The following is a 16,799-nucleotide window of genomic DNA, read 5'->3' as shown; positions in this document are numbered from 1 at the left end:
TGAGAGCCGGGCTACTTGCTGAGGCAGTAGCCCTTTTATGTGCACAATGCACGTTAATTAAAGGAGGAAATGAAAGTGGCTGAAATTAAAGTCCCTGAATTAGCAGAATCGATTACAGAAGGTAGTATCGCACAGTGGGTAAAAAAAGTGGGCGATCGCGTTGAAAAAGGTGAATTCATCGTTGAACTTGAAACAGACAAAGTAAACGCTGAAATCATTTCTGAAGAAGCGGGAGTTTTAACTCAAATTTTAGCTGAAGAAGGCGATACTGTACTTGTAGGTCAAGTAATCGCAGTAGTAGAAGCTGGCGAAGGTGCAGCAGCAGCTCCAGCGGCACCAGTAGCAGCACCAACACCAACACCAGCACCAGCAGCGCCACAAGCGGCACCAGCTCCTGTTGCAGCAGCGCCACAAGCGGCACCAGCTCCTGTTGCAGCAGCACCAGTTGTAGAAGAAACTACTGGTGAGCGTGTAATCGCATCTCCAGCAGCTCGTAGACTTGCTCGTGAAAAAGGTATTGACCTTGCTGCTGTATCTCCAGTAGATCCGCAAGGCCGTGTACGTGTACAAGACGTAGCAGCTCATGGTACAGCTCCAGTAGCAGCACCACAAGCAGCTCCAGCAGCACCTAAAGCAGTTGCAGCTGTAGATGAATCACGTGTAACAATTGAAAAAATGAGCCGTCGTCGCCAAACAATTGCAAAACGCTTACTTGAAGTAAAACAATCTACAGCAATGTTAACTACATTCAACGAAGTAGATATGACAAACGTTATGGCTTTACGTTCTCGTAAAAAAGACCAATTCTTCGAGTCAACTGGCTCTAAACTTGGTTTCATGTCATTCTTCACAAAAGCTGTAGTTGCAGCTCTTAAAAAATACCCATATGTGAACGCACAAATCGCTGGTGATGAAATTCACTTAAACAACTTCTTTGATATCGGTGTAGCTGTATCAACAGAAGAAGGTTTAGTAGTACCAGTTGTACGTGACGCTGACCGCAAAAACTTTGCTGAAATTGAAGATTCAATTGCAGACCTAGCTAAAAAAGCTCGCGACAAAAAATTAGGTTTAGCTGATCTTCAAGGTGGCTCATTCACAATTACAAATGGTGGTGTATTCGGTTCATTAATGTCTACACCTATCATGAATGGTACACAAGCTGGTATCCTTGGTATGCATACTATCAAAAAACGTCCAGTTGAAGTGAATGGTGAAGTAGAAATTCGCCCAATGATGTACTTAGCTCTTTCTTATGACCACCGTATTATCGATGGTAAAGATTCTGTAGGCTTCCTTAAAACTGTTAAAGAACTACTTGAAAACCCAGAAGATTTATTATTAAATTCTTAATTCCTGAGTTTATTAAAACCCTGCAAACATTGTTTTGCAGGGTTTTTTCTTTTTTATGGAACAATTAAAGGAAGCGACGGATAAAGTATTCAGAGCGACGGATAGATGACCCAGAGCGACCGAAAGAAGAGCTAAAATGTATCCAAGTATAAAAATTGCTTGAAGTTCGTATAAAGAAGCATGGACAATTTTACAGATTCTTTCGGCAAAGCAGCGGACTTTATCATTTTCAACTTTGTAAAAGTGAATATAAGGCATTAAAAGGATAAAAAACCCTAATATTGTAATTAGTCAGAAAAGTGATGAAATTATCTTGACGAACATATTAGCTTTATAGTAGTATCATAATATCAATTAAATATACAAACCTCACATTTAATCTATTGTGAGGTAGAGGCGCGGTATTTATTAGTTCATTGTTGAGTACAAGCAAGCGAAGACGCAATGGAGAAGGAACTATCGCCGAAGTATAAAAGGAGCTCGTACTTTTATGCTGGGTCTGCAGTGAATAAGTGCAGGACTGTCCTAGTAAATTATTTTCCAGGTTTACTAGGTTGTGCTATCTCGGAATGATGGAATTTTAGTGAGGATTTGGGCAACTGTTAAAAAAGTAAGACCTAAGTTCAGTACTTAGGTCTTTTTTGGTACAGTTGTTTTATTTTTTTACAGAAAAGGGGAATGTTACATGAAAAGAAAATCGTTGGTATTAATGTTGACCGTCATGACTGCAATTTTGCTAGCAGCTTGTGGTGCTGGTGACAAAAAGGCTACGACGTCATCTAGTAATGACGGAAACAAGACGAATACGGAAGAAGGCGGAGGACAATTCCGTGTTGGGATGGAAGCAGGTTATGCTCCGTTTAACTGGACGCAGCAGGATGATGCAAATGGCGCAGTAAAAATTGCGGATAATGCAGAATATGCAGGTGGTTATGATGTGCAAATGGCGAAAAAAATCGCTGAAGGCTTAGGAAAGGAATTAGTCATCGTAAAATTGGAATGGGATGGCTTAGTACCAGCGCTACAATCCAATAAAATCGATGCAATCGTTGCTGGTATGTCACCTACTAAAGAACGTAAGCAGACAGTTGATTTCACTGAAAACTACTATACGTCTGATTTTGTAATGGTGATTAAAAAAGGTAGTAAATATGAAAAAGCAACTTCTATCCAAGATTTCTCTGGAGCAAAAATCACATCACAATTAAATACATCTAACTACACTGTTATTGATCAAATCAAAGATGTAAAAAAACAAACTGCAATGGATAGCTTCCCAGCTATGCGTGTAGCATTAGAAGCTGGGAAAATTGACGGCTATGTAGCAGAACGTCCAGAAGGTATTTCCGCTGCTGCTGCAAACGATAAGTTCACATATGTAAAGTTTGAAAAAGGCTTCGATACAGATATTTCAAATACATCCATTGCAGTTGGTTTACGTAAAGGCGATGCAAACCTTGAAAAAATCAATGAAATTTTAAAAGGCATTTCTGAAGATGATCGCCAAAAAATTATGGAAGAAGCCATTCACCAACAACCAGCAGCACAATAACATGATGGCACGGGCTTTCTGCTAGTCCGTGCCAAATCATTACAAAATATAATCTTTATAAATAATAATAATGTCTGAGTTAAAAGTTTCATAAAATAAATGAAACAAGGCTCCAGCCAAGACAAGATACTGTAACGAACAAGCATCACGACGTTGTTAGGAGGAACATCATGAGTTTTGAATGGATTATTTCTATTGTTGAGAACAACTGGCAAATGTTTTTACGAGGTACGTATTATACATTGCTTATTTCTATTAGTAGTACAATTATTGGTGCACTCATCGGATTTTTCATCGGAATTATGCATACCATCAAGGTTCGTAAAAAAGGTGTAAAGTTCTATAGCTTAAAGCTCATTAATTTTATACTAACATGCTATGTCGAATTTTTCCGTGGTACACCAATGATTGTACAAGCAATGGTTGTATTTTACGGATTAGATATGGCATTTGGCATTGATATGCACTTTATTACGGCAGGTATTTTAGTTGTTTCATTAAACACAGGTGCTTATATGGCTGAAATTGTACGTGGTGGTATTGTATCCATTGATAAAGGGCAGTATGAGGCCGCATCGGCAATTGGTATGAACCATTTTCAAATTATGCTACATGTTGTATTACCACAAGTTGCGCGAAATATATTGCCTGCAACAGGTAACCAATTAATTATGAATATTAAAGATACAGCAGTATTAAACGTTATCGGGGTTACGGAATTATACTTCCAAACAAAATCGATCGCAGGTAATAACTTCCGCTATTTTGAATCCTTCTTTGTAGCTTGTGTCCTTTATTTCATCATGACATTCACAGCATCAAGAATCTTACTTTATATTGAAAAACGACTGGACGGACCAGATGCCTACCAAAAAGAACAGAAAGAAGCAGTATAGGGGGACGAACAAGTGACAGTTATTAAAATAGAGCATTTAAGTAAATCATTTGGTCGTAACCAAGTGTTAAAGGATGTAAATTTTCAAGTAGAAAAGGGCGAGGTAGTCTGCTTAATAGGTTCTTCCGGATCAGGTAAATCAACATTACTACGCTGCATTAATTTACTGGAAACACCAAGTGGCGGTCAAATTATCTACAAAGGGGAAAACATTTTAGACGAGAAGCATAACATCCAAGAATACCGTACACATTTAGGTATGGTATTCCAGCAATTTAACTTATTCAACAATCATAATGTGCTAAAAAATTGTACAGTTGGTCAAATGAAAGTATTAAAGCGTTCAAAGCTAGAAGCAGAAGAAGTTGCTTTAAAATATTTACAAATTGTTGGTATGGATCAATACGTACATGCGAAGCCACGACAACTATCTGGCGGTCAAAAACAGCGTGTAGCGATTGCACGAGCATTGTCAATGAGCCCAGATGTAATGCTATTTGATGAACCGACGTCAGCACTGGATCCAGAGATGGTCGGTGAAGTGTTGAAGGTAATGCGTCAGCTAGCGGATGCTGGGAATACGATGTTAATAGTTACGCATGAAATGGAATTTGCCAAAGAAGTCGCGGATCGCGTCGTATTTATGGATAAAGGGGTAATTGTAGAGGAAGGACCACCATCACGGGTACTAGTAAATCCTCAGCATGAACGGACAAAAGAGTTTTTAAAACGAACATTAAAATAACGTTCGGTTACAATAACAAAAAAAGTGAGTCCAAATTAATGGGCTCACTTATTTTCTAGAATTCCATTCTGCGTATAAAACAAAGCAAATTGCAAATGCAACGGCTAGTATAAAAAACCATTGCGGTACACCACCAAAGCTCATAGTAACACCTCAAAGTAAAAATTTTTATTATGGATATGGTAAAAAAACAATAGTTACGGAAAAAATATGGTCTTCTATGGATTTTTTCTCCACAAAAGTTCAAAAATATTATAGAATAAGCAGTAGACATTAGCTTCGTGCTAGTAAAGAGAGGTAGAGAGATTATGTTACATTTAAAATGGAAAGATGCTCCAACAGTACGCACAGTTACTTGTAAGCATACAAATGCATCAAAATATTTAGTTTCAAACGTATTAACAGTAGGGAAACAATATGATGTGAAAAATGAAACAGAAGAATTCATTTTTATTATTGATAATACTGGTAATATCGGTGGTTACTATAAAGATTATTTCGAAGTATAATCAATTTCGCCTTGGTGTAATTGCGTCCGGATTTTGAATTGTGCCCGCACAATTCATTCCTTTCAAAAATCCGTGACATCCGCCGGAGGCTTTATTTTCATTCAGTAGGTGTTTGGAAATCCCTGGAAAAGGGGAGCTACATATGCATTCATCACCACCTTCTAAGGTGGGTGTCTTCTGCTGAATGAAAATAAAAAGGGTGGTTCAGATTTTTCTGAGCCACCCTTCTTTGTTGGAAAAACAGAATCATTCCTTCTTAAAGGTCTTCAAGTCAGCTACATCCTGTAGTTGTTGTTTCTCCTGTTCTGTAGCTGTATGAAGGGCGAAGACGTCTTTAATAGCTGTCTTCAGCTCATGTTGTGTTTCTTTGAATTTCGATACTTGCTGTTCAAAGGAAGGGCTTGTAAATCGATCATTTGTACGAGATAATCTTTCCTCTAGCTGCGCGTAGTGATGATCCATATGCATAGATAACATCATGGCCAACTGATTTTTCCACAGTGGAATAAGAGTAACAATGGAAAATTCAATTTTTTCCGCTAGCGTTTGATTGGACTGCTGAATCATGCGAATTTGTGGCGCTGTTTGTAAAGCAACTTGCTGCGATACTTGTAAGTCATAAATTCGTTGATCTAGACGTTCGATTTGAGCGGCAAAATCATTAAGTTGTTGGATAGCTAGTGGTTGTTTCGTCGCTTGTACACTAGTCACTTTTTCAGGAAGCTCAACTTCAATGGTTTGCTGCTTCTTCATTTGTCCTGCAGCAATAGCAGTCGCTAGCTCCTCAAAGAATCCACTATTATGTGCATAAAGGTCTTCTAGCATTTCCACATCTTTTATCATTTGAAGCTGTGCACGTTCAAGCTGAACACCAATGCGTTCTACTTGGATGCTAATACGTTCAAACTCCGTTAATGTTTGCTTAACAGTAGGCTCATTTTTGCCAAACATTTTTTGAAAAAAGGACTGCTTTTTTGGTTCTAATGCGTTCGGGTCCACACGGTCTAACGTTTGCATTAAAGAGTCTAACATTTGACCAATCTTTGTGACATCTTTCTGTTTTACTTGTGCAAGCATTCGATCAGCAAATTGAGAAAGCGCTCGCTGTGAACCTTGCCCTAAAGAAAGTACTGATTCGAAGTTTGTCAGGTCAAGCTGACTAGCATATAGAAGTGCACGACTTTGTGCAAGAGGCGATAGCGTTTCATACGTCGCCATCGCCTCATTATTTGGAGTTGTTTCTAAATAAGATTGCACAAGTGGGGAAAGCCCTTGTATTGTATTTAGTTGAAATGCGTGATCATTTGCTGTCATTTATCATCGCCTCGCCACTCCAATTGTTCTTTTCGTCTTATATTGGAACGATTCGCAAATTCGATTTCCATTTGAAGATGGTCAATATCGTTGGAAAGTGCATCCTTTAAATCAACTTGAATCGTATCATTTAAATCTGTAAGTGTTTCTCTTGTTTTCGATAATGTAATTTGGATTTCCTTATCCTTCACAGGCTGCCTCGATAACATCGTATATTTATCCGTTAATTCGACAGCGGAAGGAAGGTGTGCATAAAAAAACTGTTCTACATTATAAAATTTACGTGGATCTGTTTTAACAATTTTCACGATATTTTTTGAAATACGTGTCATTTCGAGTAATTGCTTAAATGCAGAAACAGATCGTACACGTAAGTAGTTTTGACTTAATGTTTGAATGTTTTTATTGGCTGCTTTAAGTTGTGTTTCAATATGTTTGTACTCTTCTTTTGTTATACCTGCTATTTGCATAAATTTCTTTTTCTGTCTATGTTTCAACAACGTCGTACCCGATGCGTATGTTCCAGCAAACAATAAACCACCAAGGAAGAATCCTGGATTTGCTGCAATTGCTGTGATAGAAACAGTTGTGAGAGAAATTAAGAAGCTAGCGGTATGTCTAGAGAAAAACTGTCCGACACTGAGCATGTTTCTTCCTCCTAGCATTTAAATATGTCTATATTCTTATACGAAATAATCGACATAAAGTTTCAATGAAATAATAAACCTTACATAAATTTTACTGCTATTTGTAAAGTTTCTCAATGATATTACTTTAGAACAAGAAAATCCTTTGCTTTATTAGGAAGAAAAGGGGATAGACGAAAAAGAAGTCAAACTATATGTCCGACATTTCTGTTTCATCTTTACCCGGGTAAGTAATAAATGGCCACTTTGGATTAATCGAATTCATTATATATATTGTATTCAAAATTATAGTAATTTGCGAATTGCTCACTCGTTGTTAGTCAATTTTTTCTCTCTTAGATAGGTTAAACATTAGTATTGTTTTTTCGTCTGTTGTTAATTCCTTGTCATGAGCGTTAAAATTTTATAAAAATAATAAGCGTATTCGAGATTTTATTCTCAAAATACGCTTACATATCGAGTAGTGATACACGTCGATTTAGTCATTCCCTAGACTGGAAATGCTTTAATTGTTCTGTTGAAAGAGGCGTCCCATCAATTGTATAATGCTCAAATTGCCCTAAATGGTTTTTATCATGAGCAAAATAGATATAGACGACATTTAGTTCATCTGAAAAAAATAACGTTTACCCAATAACTTGGAAGACCTGCAAAATGCCATTTACATTTAATAGATTGGATAGCTTTCTGCTGATAAGACTTAACTTCAATCAAATAGTTTTTGATTCTTTTTTCATATAGTTTCTTTTTGATTTGTACTGTACAAAATGGTCTAGCAACATGATGAATAACGCAACTATCAAAAACTTTTTCATTCAACAACTCCCTATACAAGTTCTATCCAGTTTGTAAGTAAGAATAACTTTGCCGTCAACTCATTAAAATCACCGTTAATTTCAGCCGAAAGATTGATGTAAATGGGTATTGTATTTATTATATTAATTTACAAATACATGTGAAATAGGAGGATGTTGTATATGGAAATTAAATCACTTACTTTACAAACTGATAATTTACAAACTATGAAAGAATTCTATATAAATAAATTAGGGTTTCCTATGCTTTCTGAAAATAGAGATAGCTTGCAAATTCAAACAGGCACTAGTATTTTGGAGTTCACGAATAGAGATACAGTAAGCAAACCATTTTATCATTTTGCCTTTAATATTCCAGCAAACCAATTTGAAGAAGCGAAATTTTGGTTGAAGAACAAAGTCCAAATTTTAACAGAGGATGGAGAAGATGAGGTAAACTTTTCACATTTACCAGCACATGCAATATATTTTGAGGACCCTTCAGGTAATATTGTAGAATTTATAGCTCGTTATGGCATAAACGAAGAAAGCTGGGAGCCGTTTACTATCAATAGTATTTTGAATATTAGTGAAATTGGTCTTATTGTTGATGATGTGTTAAAGGTAGGAAAAGAATTAGGTAAAGCACATATATTTGAAAGGGGCCATAAGCCGTTAAACGAAAAATTTCTAAATTTTATGGGCGTAAGAGATAAAGGGATATTCATTATCCTTGCACACCCTGGAAGAAAATGGATTTTTTCGCACAAATATTCTACCATTTTTCCTCTCCAAATTACAGTTGATAACGGAAAAATGATAATTGTAAATCATAAAAGTGAATTCATTATCAAAGATTGCTCTGTATGATAAATAGTAAGGGTATACGTATTAAGGTTAATGATCTCTATGGGTAATCTTGAAGGAAAAGGCTCATATGCTGTTTGGCTTCCGCTAAATTTATTAAAGACAGTTAGAGATAAGTGATGATTAGAAATTATATAAGAACTCTTAATCAAGTTAGTCACCAACCCCTAAATTATGCCTCTAATGTTGAAAAATATTACCATATATTCTATTATTTTATATATATTTAAAAGGTAATTACCGGAATAATTGGGGGGATGAATTATGAGTCAAGTTTGTGTTATCAGCATCTATGTACCTAACATTGAAAAAGCAATTGATTTTTATACGACTGTTTTAGGTTTTGAAGTAAACAAACAATACGGACCCAAAATCGTGACACTTGTTCACGGAGATTTACCTTTAGTTTTAGAAGAATCAAAATACTCTAAATCCATTCCGAAAGATTCTTTAGGTGTGGTTTTAGCTTTAAAAACAGAAGATATTCATCAAACAGTCAATAAGTTAAAATATCATAATGTTGAGTTCATTACAAATGAGCCGGTGGATTGTCCTCCTGGAAAAGTTATTAGCTTCAGAGATCCTTTCGGGAATGTCTTAGAATATTTACAATTTATTTAAGTAATATATAGATTAAAATATTTTAGGAAGTCACATCTAACAAGGTGTGACTTTTTAACATCTTTCAAAAGTGTTTTATGTAACGAAAGCAAATCATGGAGATCGGAAAGGAGCTCATAAAGGATGTTAGCCTAAAATCATCGCATCCATGCTGACTGCAGATGTTTGCTGCGCTTTCGCACAGCAAACATCTGCAGGTCCAAGCACAAAGCCGATCCCGGACGCATTGTTTATCTGTAGCGGAAGCGAAGCGTCAGCAATAATTTTGCCGAGGCATAATTGATTTTCATTTGAATGAAAAATAACATTGTTAAATATGTTAAACAACTTTATAATAGTGTTAATTAAATCCAATTGTTAAAATTTTTTCATGTCCTAAGGTGTTTTTCAATTTCTCATGTAACAAAGATTGCGCCATAAAGATGACTTCATAGGTAAAAGGGAGAGTCTACCATATGCCAAAAAACACAAACAATAAGATTGAGCTCATGGATACTAAAATTATGTTAGAGAAATACAAGGAAGATATAGAATTTATTCAAAAATCATTAAAACAACTTGAGTTGGAAATTAGTTATTTGCAAAGTGAAGGTTTAGTTGAAATAGAAAAGTTGACTAACGACTTAAGTAAGTTGCAGTTACTTTCAACGAGTATAAAATTTAAAGCTAAATGTCTTATCTGTACTAACAGTAAAACCATTGAGACATTAACGACTAAATAATATATTGATATCAAGTCACATCTAATTTATTGTGGCTTTTCATCATGTTATATATTTTCGGTGATGACATTTGATTCCATATATTCTATGATTAGTATGGGAGGTGGTGCCAAAGATGAGAGAAAACATAGAACAGATTACAATCAGTTTTTGTGAACAAACGGAGATGTAATTATGACGTATGACATCAGCAACTCTCTATCAGCTCTGATTCCGAACGTCGGTGATGTAGTTACTATTGATGATAATTACAGGGCAGTGAGTGAAAGAGCTTTTACTTACAGTCCAAGAAGTATCATAGTTACAATCTATTTAGAAGAATTATAATCGGGACTTCAAGGTCGCACTCATTATGAGTTGTGACTTTTTATTATGACATGAAATCCGATTGATGTATCGCATGGACTTCGTGAGTTGAACGATTAATCGATGTGGGAGTGTCCTACATGCGCTCACACTTGCATACAGTGTTTGGAAGTGAAAATTCGAAAGGATGTGGGGGCAAATGAAAGTAACGGTTAAAGAATGGCGTGTAATGTCTAATCACAACAAACAATTACTTTTAAATGCGGTAGCAACTAAATAAAACATAGATGAAAAGAGGAGGGAGAACATACAGCACCACACACATATTAGAAAAAGCAGTGCTAGAAAGTAATAACAAAGTTTATAGTTTATCTGCACAAATAGTTCAATGAAGAGTTATCCAACAGGCAACATCTCATTTAATGGATAAAATTGATGAAATCACTTAAATGTTGGCATGAGAACAGTGGAATGGTGTAAGTAGCGGCTGGCAGGTGTTTTTGTAGAAGGGGAAAATAAGAAGGGCTGGGGTATTATTCCCAATCCTAATGAATAAAAAATATATTTGCCCAGCACTAGGTCATTTTAGATAAACCGTATTCATTCCATGTTAAAAATAGCCGAAAAGCTTGATCAACCTTGGTCATACTGCACTATAAAAATAAAGAAGCCAGACTAAACAATGTCTGACTCCATGCGTATATAACCCTTTAAATCTTCAAAAAGCTCTAAAGTAAATGAATTGGAATCTGCTTGAGGGCTAACACCCTTTTGAACGAATACTAAGAATTCATCTATCGCTTTTTTTGATCCTTCTACTTCAACCTCAATTTGATCTTGATTATTTAGTTTACAGTAACCTTTTAATCCTAGCTCAATCGCTTTCTGTTTAATGAAAAAACGATAGCCTGTGCCGTAAACATCACCGAAAAATTTAATTAGCGCTCGCTTGTTCAAGCTAACACCTCCTACTAGTTAAAAGGGGAAAACCCCCTTGGTGCTTAGTGCATAACACGTTCTTTTTCTAAATATACAATTAAATTATTGATAAAATAGAGAACCTGCTTAGAAGCTTGATCTACTTCTTTTAAATGAACTTCAGCCTGTTGAATATTCCCAATCTTATAAGCCTCTGCTGCTAACTTAGCCGATTCATGTACACGTAAATGATATGCGTCTAATTCACGATAATCCTGTAAGTGTCCGAAACGTTCTACAGTGCGAGCAGATGTATACCATTTACCGAGACGGCAATCTGTATGCGAAGAAACATCACTTGGCGCGACATTTTCAAGACCAAGGAACATATTATAAATTCGCCATTTCCATAAAATATGATCGGCCTTTGATAATTGTAAAAGTGCTATAGACGATAGCTGAACATTATTATTCTCAATAATATCATTGCGGAAACGATTAATTTCTTTTCCTAATGAATGAATATCACTAGATGTGTTATGACTATATTCGCGAATGTCATCTTGAAGGTTAGAAATTTCAATCATTCTTGCTGATACTTCATCAATAGCTGCAGCTTGTTCCTGTGATATTGCAGCTGTATTAGTGACATCCAGATTAATACCTTCAATGGCACTAACAATCGCATTTAATAAAGGTAACGATTCTTTAGCCTCTACTGTTGCATCTTTAATAATCTCAGTCGTTTCTGTAATTGAGTTTGACACATCGTTTGAATAGCTCTTTAAATGATGAACATTTGCAGTTACTTCACTAAGCGCTGATACCGTTCCCTCAGCAAGCTTTCGAACTTCCTGTGCAACTACGGCGAAGCCTTTACCATGTTCACCTGCTCGTGCAGCCTCAATAGAAGCGTTCAAAGCAAGTAAATTCGTTTGATCGGCAATTTGATTTATTAACGTTACAACATTTTCAATATCATTTACCCGCTTTTGTAATTCTGAAAAGGATTCAACAATTGTTGTAAATGTCTCTTCTGTTTTAAAAATTTCAGAAAGGGCATGTTCAATTGCATTTTTTCCTTGTACAGCATGATCAACAGATTCAGTTGTTTTTTCAGAAATACGGGAAGACATTCGAGCAACCTCGTTAATAGAAGCGGCAATTTCTTCAGTTGCTGCGGTAGAGGACTGGATCTCTTCGTTTTGTTTATCTAAGCTAAATACTAAATCTTTCATGTACATGATTTTTGCATTGACATCCATTAAAGAGGAAATTTCAGCGACTACATTTTCAATAGTACGTTCTGTTAATACTTCGATAAGTAATTCCTGGTCAACATTAACAGCTGATTGGAAAGATTTCATATATTCAAATGCCTTATTAGGTTTTAAACCAAAATTATGTAAAATGTATGTAGTAATATAAAATGCAAATTGATTGAAGACGACGATTAACTTACCCGGCTCATATTGATTCTTTCTGAATAAATTGAAAAATTTAACGGTTTCATCTACATATTCATCATCGCGAGTAGCTAAGAAAAATTGATTTAAGTATCGATTAATATTTTCTTCACTAATCGTTAGCTGAGAGGAAAGAGAGATTTCTCTTAAATAGTTATTAAAAATAGCATTCATTGAAGGCGTGATATCTTTTAATTTATTGTAGAGAGTTTTTAAATTCTCTTCATCTTGAGCATTGAAATGGTTAAATGCAAGTGTTTTATTAAAACGACCTGTAGCATTTAAATTTGTACCACGCTTTAATAATTCATCGAGTTCGGCCTTAGGTCGAATACTTGAAAACATAAAAAAAATACCTCCAAAAATTATGTATAATAAGGTAATAATAGCATATAACAGAGTGTTTTAATAGACATTTCAAATGTCTTTGCTAAAATGAAAATATCTTATTACAGCAGGGAATGTGGCAAATATGTATACAATTATTTACATGAAAGCTGATTATGAGCCTTGGTGGAAGTTTGAAGGCTGGGAGGCTTTTATTCAAACAAATGAAACATTTGAATCGGAGGAGCAATTTGAATCAGCATTGCAAACGAAACTGCAGCACTTCCGATTAACATATGACAATGAGGTAACGAAAGAAGAGGGATTTTGGGCATTCTGGTCAGAAGATGAAAGTGTTTTTTGTGAAGCCTGTGATGATGATGTACAAATATATCACGGTATTATCGCTTTAAAATCTGGAAAATAGAAATAAAATTTAGAAATTAAAAAAAACATTTTTCTTTATTTGACAAAATTATGAATGACGGTTATACTTAGGTTAACAATTTAATTGCTTCACCGGAAACATGAATTCACATATTACAAAAAGTGATCGCGTTAGTTCGGTACTCTTTGTAATATGTGAATTTTTCTCATTCGCTGAAGAAATTACATATTGTTCACTTTTATTTTTTGGAGGTTTTCTTAAATGAAACAAGGTACAGTAAAATGGTTTAACTCAGAAAAAGGTTTTGGATTCATCGAAGTTGAAGGTGAAAACGACGTATTCGTACACTTCTCAGCTATCCAAGGCGAAGGTTTCAAAACTCTTGACGAAGGTCAAAAAGTGGAATTCGAAGTTGTAGATGGCAACCGCGGACCACAAGCTGCTAACGTAACTAAACTTTAATTCTCAGTAATTAAAATTACTTTCGTTAAATTAAGGCATCCTATTTATATAGGATGCCTTTTTTTGTATGCTTCGAACATTTGAGAGTTACAAAATATGCTTACTAGTGACTTGCTATATGAAAGAGTTTAGATACTACCATTCATCCAGATCAAAAATTAAGTTTCTCAATGTCTGTACATATTAATAAATTATAATTTTATTATGTAAACAAAATAAATTGCTTGTCTCTTTAGTATGAGAACAAGCAACTTTTCGAGGAATTATTTACTTAGTATGCGTTGCAGCACTTCAACAGGAATAAACAAACCGACACGACCATATGGATCTTTTTTCGCTGTTGCAAAGACGATGCCAATCACCTCACCATCAGCATTTATGACTGGGCTCCCACTATTACCTCGATAAACAGGTGCCTTCATCATCATAACTGGCTCCTGCCAATCTTCAAGGTATGTTGACTCAAGTAAAGTTCCTTCATTTGCAATGCCCGTAAAGGCTAGTGGATTACCAATGAAATAAACATGCTCATTTTTGCTATAGCTAGGATTTTCTGCAAGTGAAAGGGAAGGTAACTTATCACCAGTTACCTGCAATAATGCTAAATCTACGTCTGGGAAACTTTGTAGTACCTTGGCACCCATTAAACCTTCTTCAGGGAAAATGACGAATAATGATTGAGCATCTTCTACAACGTGTGCATTGGTTACGATAAGTCCATCTGAAGAAATCGAAAAACCAGTACCTTTACTAGAACCTGTAGAGATCTCTACTACAGCTTTTTTATAGGTTTGTATATCTTCTTGCGCTGATAGCTGAGCAGACACTTTCAAAAATTCAAGAGCTGGAGGAGAGTAAATTTGAAAGATAAGTGCAAATGTATTCAAAAATAACACAAATGCCATACCCCAAACAATCCATTTGACAATTGGTTTTCGTTTTTTAGGCTTTTTACCTTGCAGTTGTTCTTCTTGTTCTTGTGCCAACGCCTTTTGCTGTTCAGCGAGGACAAGTTCAATGAATTCTTCTTCTGTCAATTCTTCATCTGTTGTTGATCTATGTATATCATTCATCAAAACCCTCCTTCCTCAAAAGAAAAGGCGTCCAGCAGAACGCCTGTGAAGTGAAATTCATGTAAGAGTTCGACTCTTTCATTTATTTAATGATTAACGGGACTGTTTGCCTACTGGTGTTTTGTGATCTGGCACATTATTGTTTATAGCCAACGAGTAGTGCAAGAGAAAGTACAAGTTCATGTTGTCTTGTAGGCAAGCTATTTCAGCTATTTTCTCTCATTATACGTGAAGTTCCTAGGTTATACGAATGTTAGGAAAAACAGAAATCTATAAAGCTATTTCTTATTTAGTCGCATCGACATGCACGTAAGTCAAATAGATGATTCCGGAAAAAGAAATACCAACTATTGATGAATCAAATGACTACATTGAGGTGCGTCTTGTAATGAATGGAAACTAAACGTCCCCCCATTCATAAAAGCTACATTGACTTATATCAGATATTTCCTTAAAATGGATAATTATAACTTAGTGTAATTTTTCACCTAGCAATGAAGAGTACATATTTCGAATTCAAAAATAACTTAGCAAAGGGAAATCGCATAATGTATGAACTTGTTTGTAAATGCAAAAAATCAACGTGTTTTACTGCTATAATTTTTTTATCTATATTAGTTATTCTGTCTGGATGTCAAAAGAAAGAAGACGACAGTACGCTTATGAAAAAAAATGAAGAGAACAGTACGCTTACTAACGATAATGAAAAACTCATTGTTTCTATATTTGATAACGAAGGCAAAAGTAGCATAGTGGAACTAGATGTTGAAAAAAATGTAGAAGAAGAGTTAGTTACTAATGAAACTGTTTGGTTACATGCATCACTTTCAGACAATAAACAATATCTTGCCTATACAAGTGCCAAAGGTGATGGACCTTGGGAGATTTATTTATTAGACAGAAACGATAAAAAAACTTATCAAGTTACAAATGATACTTTAGGACAACTTATTCCTAGATTTGGTGATAACAACACCCTCTACAGTGAAATACTAGGGGCAACATTCCCTGTATCCAAGATTTCGAAAATAGATGTGCAAAAGAAGAATTCTATTGTATTTGATACAAAACAACCTGACCGTGCTGTAGAAATGTATGATACTTCTAAAGACAAAATTATTGGTGCATTTGTCTCTGAGGAAGAGAATACAGCAAGAAGGAAGGCTGCAAATGATGCTGGTGTACCTTTAGGGCAAATTGTCTATTCAATATATGAAATGAATTTAGATGGCTCTGACATGAATTTGGTAACGAAAATAAAAGCCGTCAATATTGATTCGATGGCATATGGATCTAATGGGAATTCTGTTATTCTTGGAGGGAAAAATATAAATGAAGATGAAGGAAGCGGCATTTATCAGTTATCTCTTACAGACAAAACAATAACTACCATATTAACAGATCAAATGATAAAAATAAGTAAGAATCCGCTATTATCAGAGATTGGTCAAAGAAGGTTAGCGGTATTGTCAAAAAATGAGCGATTTATTTATTTTTCGGGTATACCTAAAAATGCAGAAGATGTTAGTTTTGACGGTATAATTTCTAAAATACAGTGTATCTATAAGTATGACTTGGATAATAAAGAAATAACAAAAGTATATGAGTATAAAAAACCAGCTTTTGTTACGGATATGACGGTTACATATTAGATTTTGCCATTGATTATCTAATGTCTCTTTGCAAAAATTGTACGTGTGTCATTGGGTATGACGTAAAATAAGCTATTTAATCAATTGAACCCTGAATAGTGGACACTTTATAAAAAGTGTCTCTATTCAGAGTTCGGTTTTTTTAGAACTAAACTTTACGAATTAACATCGGGGTACCACAACGGTTT

The 16,799-nt window shown here is 35.2% G+C and carries 17 protein-coding genes and 1 riboswitch; of the genes, 11 read left to right on the top strand and 6 right to left on the bottom strand.

Annotated elements, in window-relative coordinates:
- Positions 1 to 75 precede the first annotated feature (75 nt).
- From odhB to ACYQ73_RS07410, 5 genes are all read left to right on the top strand, one after another.
- Positions 76 to 1,353 (top strand): 2-oxoglutarate dehydrogenase complex dihydrolipoyllysine-residue succinyltransferase, encoded by a 1,278-nt coding sequence (odhB, locus tag ACYQ73_RS07430; RefSeq protein ID WP_460011888.1) that lies wholly within the window; start codon positions 76 to 78, stop codon positions 1,351 to 1,353.
- A 383-nt stretch (positions 1,354 to 1,736) separates the two neighbouring features.
- Positions 1,737 to 1,923, top strand: a riboswitch (Lysine riboswitch).
- A gap of 115 nt (positions 1,924 to 2,038) precedes the next feature.
- Entirely contained in the window at positions 2,039 to 2,905 is an 867-nt protein-coding gene (locus tag ACYQ73_RS07425) for a transporter substrate-binding domain-containing protein (protein ID WP_460011887.1), read from the top strand.
- Positions 2,906 to 3,075: 170 nt separating this feature from the next.
- Complete coding sequence (locus ACYQ73_RS07420) at positions 3,076 to 3,801, top strand: amino acid ABC transporter permease (protein WP_460011886.1); 726 nt, start codon at positions 3,076 to 3,078, stop codon at positions 3,799 to 3,801.
- Between the two features lie 12 nt (positions 3,802 to 3,813).
- A complete protein-coding gene (locus ACYQ73_RS07415) occupies positions 3,814 to 4,545 on the top strand; it encodes an amino acid ABC transporter ATP-binding protein (RefSeq protein WP_460011885.1) in 732 nt (243 codons plus the stop codon).
- A gap of 308 nt (positions 4,546 to 4,853) precedes the next feature.
- Positions 4,854 to 5,054 carry a DUF6501 family protein gene (locus ACYQ73_RS07410; protein WP_460011884.1) on the top strand — a complete coding sequence of 67 codons (201 nt, stop codon included), beginning with the start codon at positions 4,854 to 4,856 and terminating at the stop codon, positions 5,052 to 5,054.
- Positions 5,055 to 5,300: 246 nt separating this feature from the next.
- On the opposite strand, the gene ACYQ73_RS07405 is transcribed toward ACYQ73_RS07410, so the two are convergent.
- Both ACYQ73_RS07405 and ACYQ73_RS07400 read right to left on the bottom strand, forming a co-directional pair.
- Positions 5,301 to 6,368: a toxic anion resistance protein gene (locus ACYQ73_RS07405; protein ID WP_460011883.1), complete on the bottom strand. Its 1,068-nt coding sequence runs from the start codon at positions 6,366 to 6,368 to the stop codon at positions 5,301 to 5,303.
- Positions 6,365 to 7,015 (bottom strand): 5-bromo-4-chloroindolyl phosphate hydrolysis family protein, encoded by a 651-nt coding sequence (locus tag ACYQ73_RS07400; RefSeq protein WP_460011882.1) that lies wholly within the window; start codon positions 7,013 to 7,015, stop codon positions 6,365 to 6,367. The genes ACYQ73_RS07405 and ACYQ73_RS07400 overlap by 4 nt, the downstream gene beginning before the upstream one ends.
- Positions 7,016 to 7,992: 977 nt before the next feature.
- Here ACYQ73_RS07400 and ACYQ73_RS07395 point away from each other — a divergent pair.
- Complete coding sequence (locus ACYQ73_RS07395; protein WP_460011881.1) at positions 7,993 to 8,679, top strand: VOC family protein; 687 nt, start codon at positions 7,993 to 7,995, stop codon at positions 8,677 to 8,679.
- 261 nt (positions 8,680 to 8,940) lie between these two features.
- Positions 8,941 to 9,297 carry a VOC family protein gene (locus ACYQ73_RS07390; RefSeq protein WP_460011880.1) on the top strand — a complete coding sequence of 119 codons (357 nt, stop codon included), beginning with the start codon at positions 8,941 to 8,943 and terminating at the stop codon, positions 9,295 to 9,297.
- Positions 9,298 to 9,423: 126 nt separating this feature from the next.
- Here the strand turns inward: ACYQ73_RS07390 and ACYQ73_RS07385 are convergent, their stop codons facing one another.
- Complete coding sequence (locus ACYQ73_RS07385) at positions 9,424 to 9,651, bottom strand: hypothetical protein (RefSeq protein ID WP_460011879.1); 228 nt, start codon at positions 9,649 to 9,651, stop codon at positions 9,424 to 9,426.
- A gap of 101 nt (positions 9,652 to 9,752) precedes the next feature.
- Here ACYQ73_RS07385 and ACYQ73_RS07380 point away from each other — a divergent pair, with 101 nt between their 5' ends.
- Entirely contained in the window at positions 9,753 to 10,019 is a 267-nt protein-coding gene (locus tag ACYQ73_RS07380; protein ID WP_460011878.1) for a hypothetical protein, read from the top strand.
- Between the two features lie 981 nt (positions 10,020 to 11,000).
- Here the strand turns inward: ACYQ73_RS07380 and ACYQ73_RS07375 are convergent.
- Both ACYQ73_RS07375 and ACYQ73_RS07370 read right to left on the bottom strand, forming a co-directional pair.
- A complete protein-coding gene (locus tag ACYQ73_RS07375; RefSeq protein ID WP_460011877.1) occupies positions 11,001 to 11,282 on the bottom strand; it encodes an acylphosphatase in 282 nt (93 codons plus the stop codon).
- Between the two features lie 44 nt (positions 11,283 to 11,326).
- On the bottom strand, positions 11,327 to 13,054 hold the full coding sequence (locus tag ACYQ73_RS07370) for a methyl-accepting chemotaxis protein (protein ID WP_460011876.1): 1,728 nt from the start codon (positions 13,052 to 13,054) through the stop codon (positions 11,327 to 11,329).
- Between the two features lie 127 nt (positions 13,055 to 13,181).
- On the opposite strand from ACYQ73_RS07370, the gene ACYQ73_RS07365 reads away from it, so the two are divergent.
- Together ACYQ73_RS07365 and ACYQ73_RS07360 are read left to right on the top strand one after the other, a co-directional pair.
- On the top strand, positions 13,182 to 13,463 hold the full coding sequence (locus ACYQ73_RS07365) for a DUF1033 family protein (protein ID WP_460011875.1): 282 nt from the start codon (positions 13,182 to 13,184) through the stop codon (positions 13,461 to 13,463).
- A gap of 222 nt (positions 13,464 to 13,685) precedes the next feature.
- Positions 13,686 to 13,886, top strand: a complete 201-nt coding sequence (locus tag ACYQ73_RS07360) for a cold-shock protein (protein ID WP_004230088.1) — start codon at positions 13,686 to 13,688, stop codon at positions 13,884 to 13,886.
- 263 nt (positions 13,887 to 14,149) lie between these two features.
- Here the strand turns inward: ACYQ73_RS07360 and ACYQ73_RS07355 are convergent, their stop codons facing one another.
- On the bottom strand, positions 14,150 to 14,959 hold the full coding sequence (locus tag ACYQ73_RS07355) for a S1C family serine protease (protein ID WP_460011874.1): 810 nt from the start codon (positions 14,957 to 14,959) through the stop codon (positions 14,150 to 14,152).
- 548 nt (positions 14,960 to 15,507) lie between these two features.
- On the opposite strand from ACYQ73_RS07355, the gene ACYQ73_RS07350 reads away from it, so the two are divergent.
- Positions 15,508 to 16,611, top strand: coding sequence for a TolB-like translocation protein (locus ACYQ73_RS07350; protein ID WP_460011873.1), 1,104 nt, complete (start codon positions 15,508 to 15,510; stop codon positions 16,609 to 16,611).
- Positions 16,612 to 16,799 lie beyond the last annotated feature (188 nt).

This window comes from Lysinibacillus sp. CTST325 (assembly GCF_054665055.1).
This window is presented reverse-complemented; position numbering and strand designations above follow the sequence as displayed.

Bases quoted from the DNA above. Each gene is read 5' to 3' on its own strand.
- ACYQ73_RS07425 (WP_460011887.1), top strand. From the start codon at position 2,039: ATGAAAAGAAAATCGTTGGTATTAATGTTGACCGTCATGACTGCAATT.
- ACYQ73_RS07420 (WP_460011886.1), top strand. From the start codon at position 3,076: ATGAGTTTTGAATGGATTATTTCTATTGTTGAGAACAACTGGCAAATG.
- ACYQ73_RS07410 (WP_460011884.1), top strand. From the start codon at position 4,854: ATGTTACATTTAAAATGGAAAGATGCTCCAACAGTACGCACAGTTACT.
- ACYQ73_RS07405 (WP_460011883.1), bottom strand. From the start codon at position 6,368: ATGACAGCAAATGATCACGCATTTCAACTAAATACAATACAAGGGCTT.
- ACYQ73_RS07400 (WP_460011882.1), bottom strand. From the start codon at position 7,015: ATGCTCAGTGTCGGACAGTTTTTCTCTAGACATACCGCTAGCTTCTTA.
- ACYQ73_RS07395 (WP_460011881.1), top strand. From the start codon at position 7,993: ATGGAAATTAAATCACTTACTTTACAAACTGATAATTTACAAACTATG.
- ACYQ73_RS07390 (WP_460011880.1), top strand. From the start codon at position 8,941: ATGAGTCAAGTTTGTGTTATCAGCATCTATGTACCTAACATTGAAAAA.
- ACYQ73_RS07380 (WP_460011878.1), top strand. From the start codon at position 9,753: ATGCCAAAAAACACAAACAATAAGATTGAGCTCATGGATACTAAAATT.
- ACYQ73_RS07370 (WP_460011876.1), bottom strand. From the start codon at position 13,054: ATGTTTTCAAGTATTCGACCTAAGGCCGAACTCGATGAATTATTAAAG.
- ACYQ73_RS07365 (WP_460011875.1), top strand. From the start codon at position 13,182: ATGTATACAATTATTTACATGAAAGCTGATTATGAGCCTTGGTGGAAG.
- ACYQ73_RS07360 (WP_004230088.1), top strand. From the start codon at position 13,686: ATGAAACAAGGTACAGTAAAATGGTTTAACTCAGAAAAAGGTTTTGGA.
- ACYQ73_RS07355 (WP_460011874.1), bottom strand. From the start codon at position 14,959: ATGAATGATATACATAGATCAACAACAGATGAAGAATTGACAGAAGAA.
- ACYQ73_RS07350 (WP_460011873.1), top strand. From the start codon at position 15,508: ATGTATGAACTTGTTTGTAAATGCAAAAAATCAACGTGTTTTACTGCT.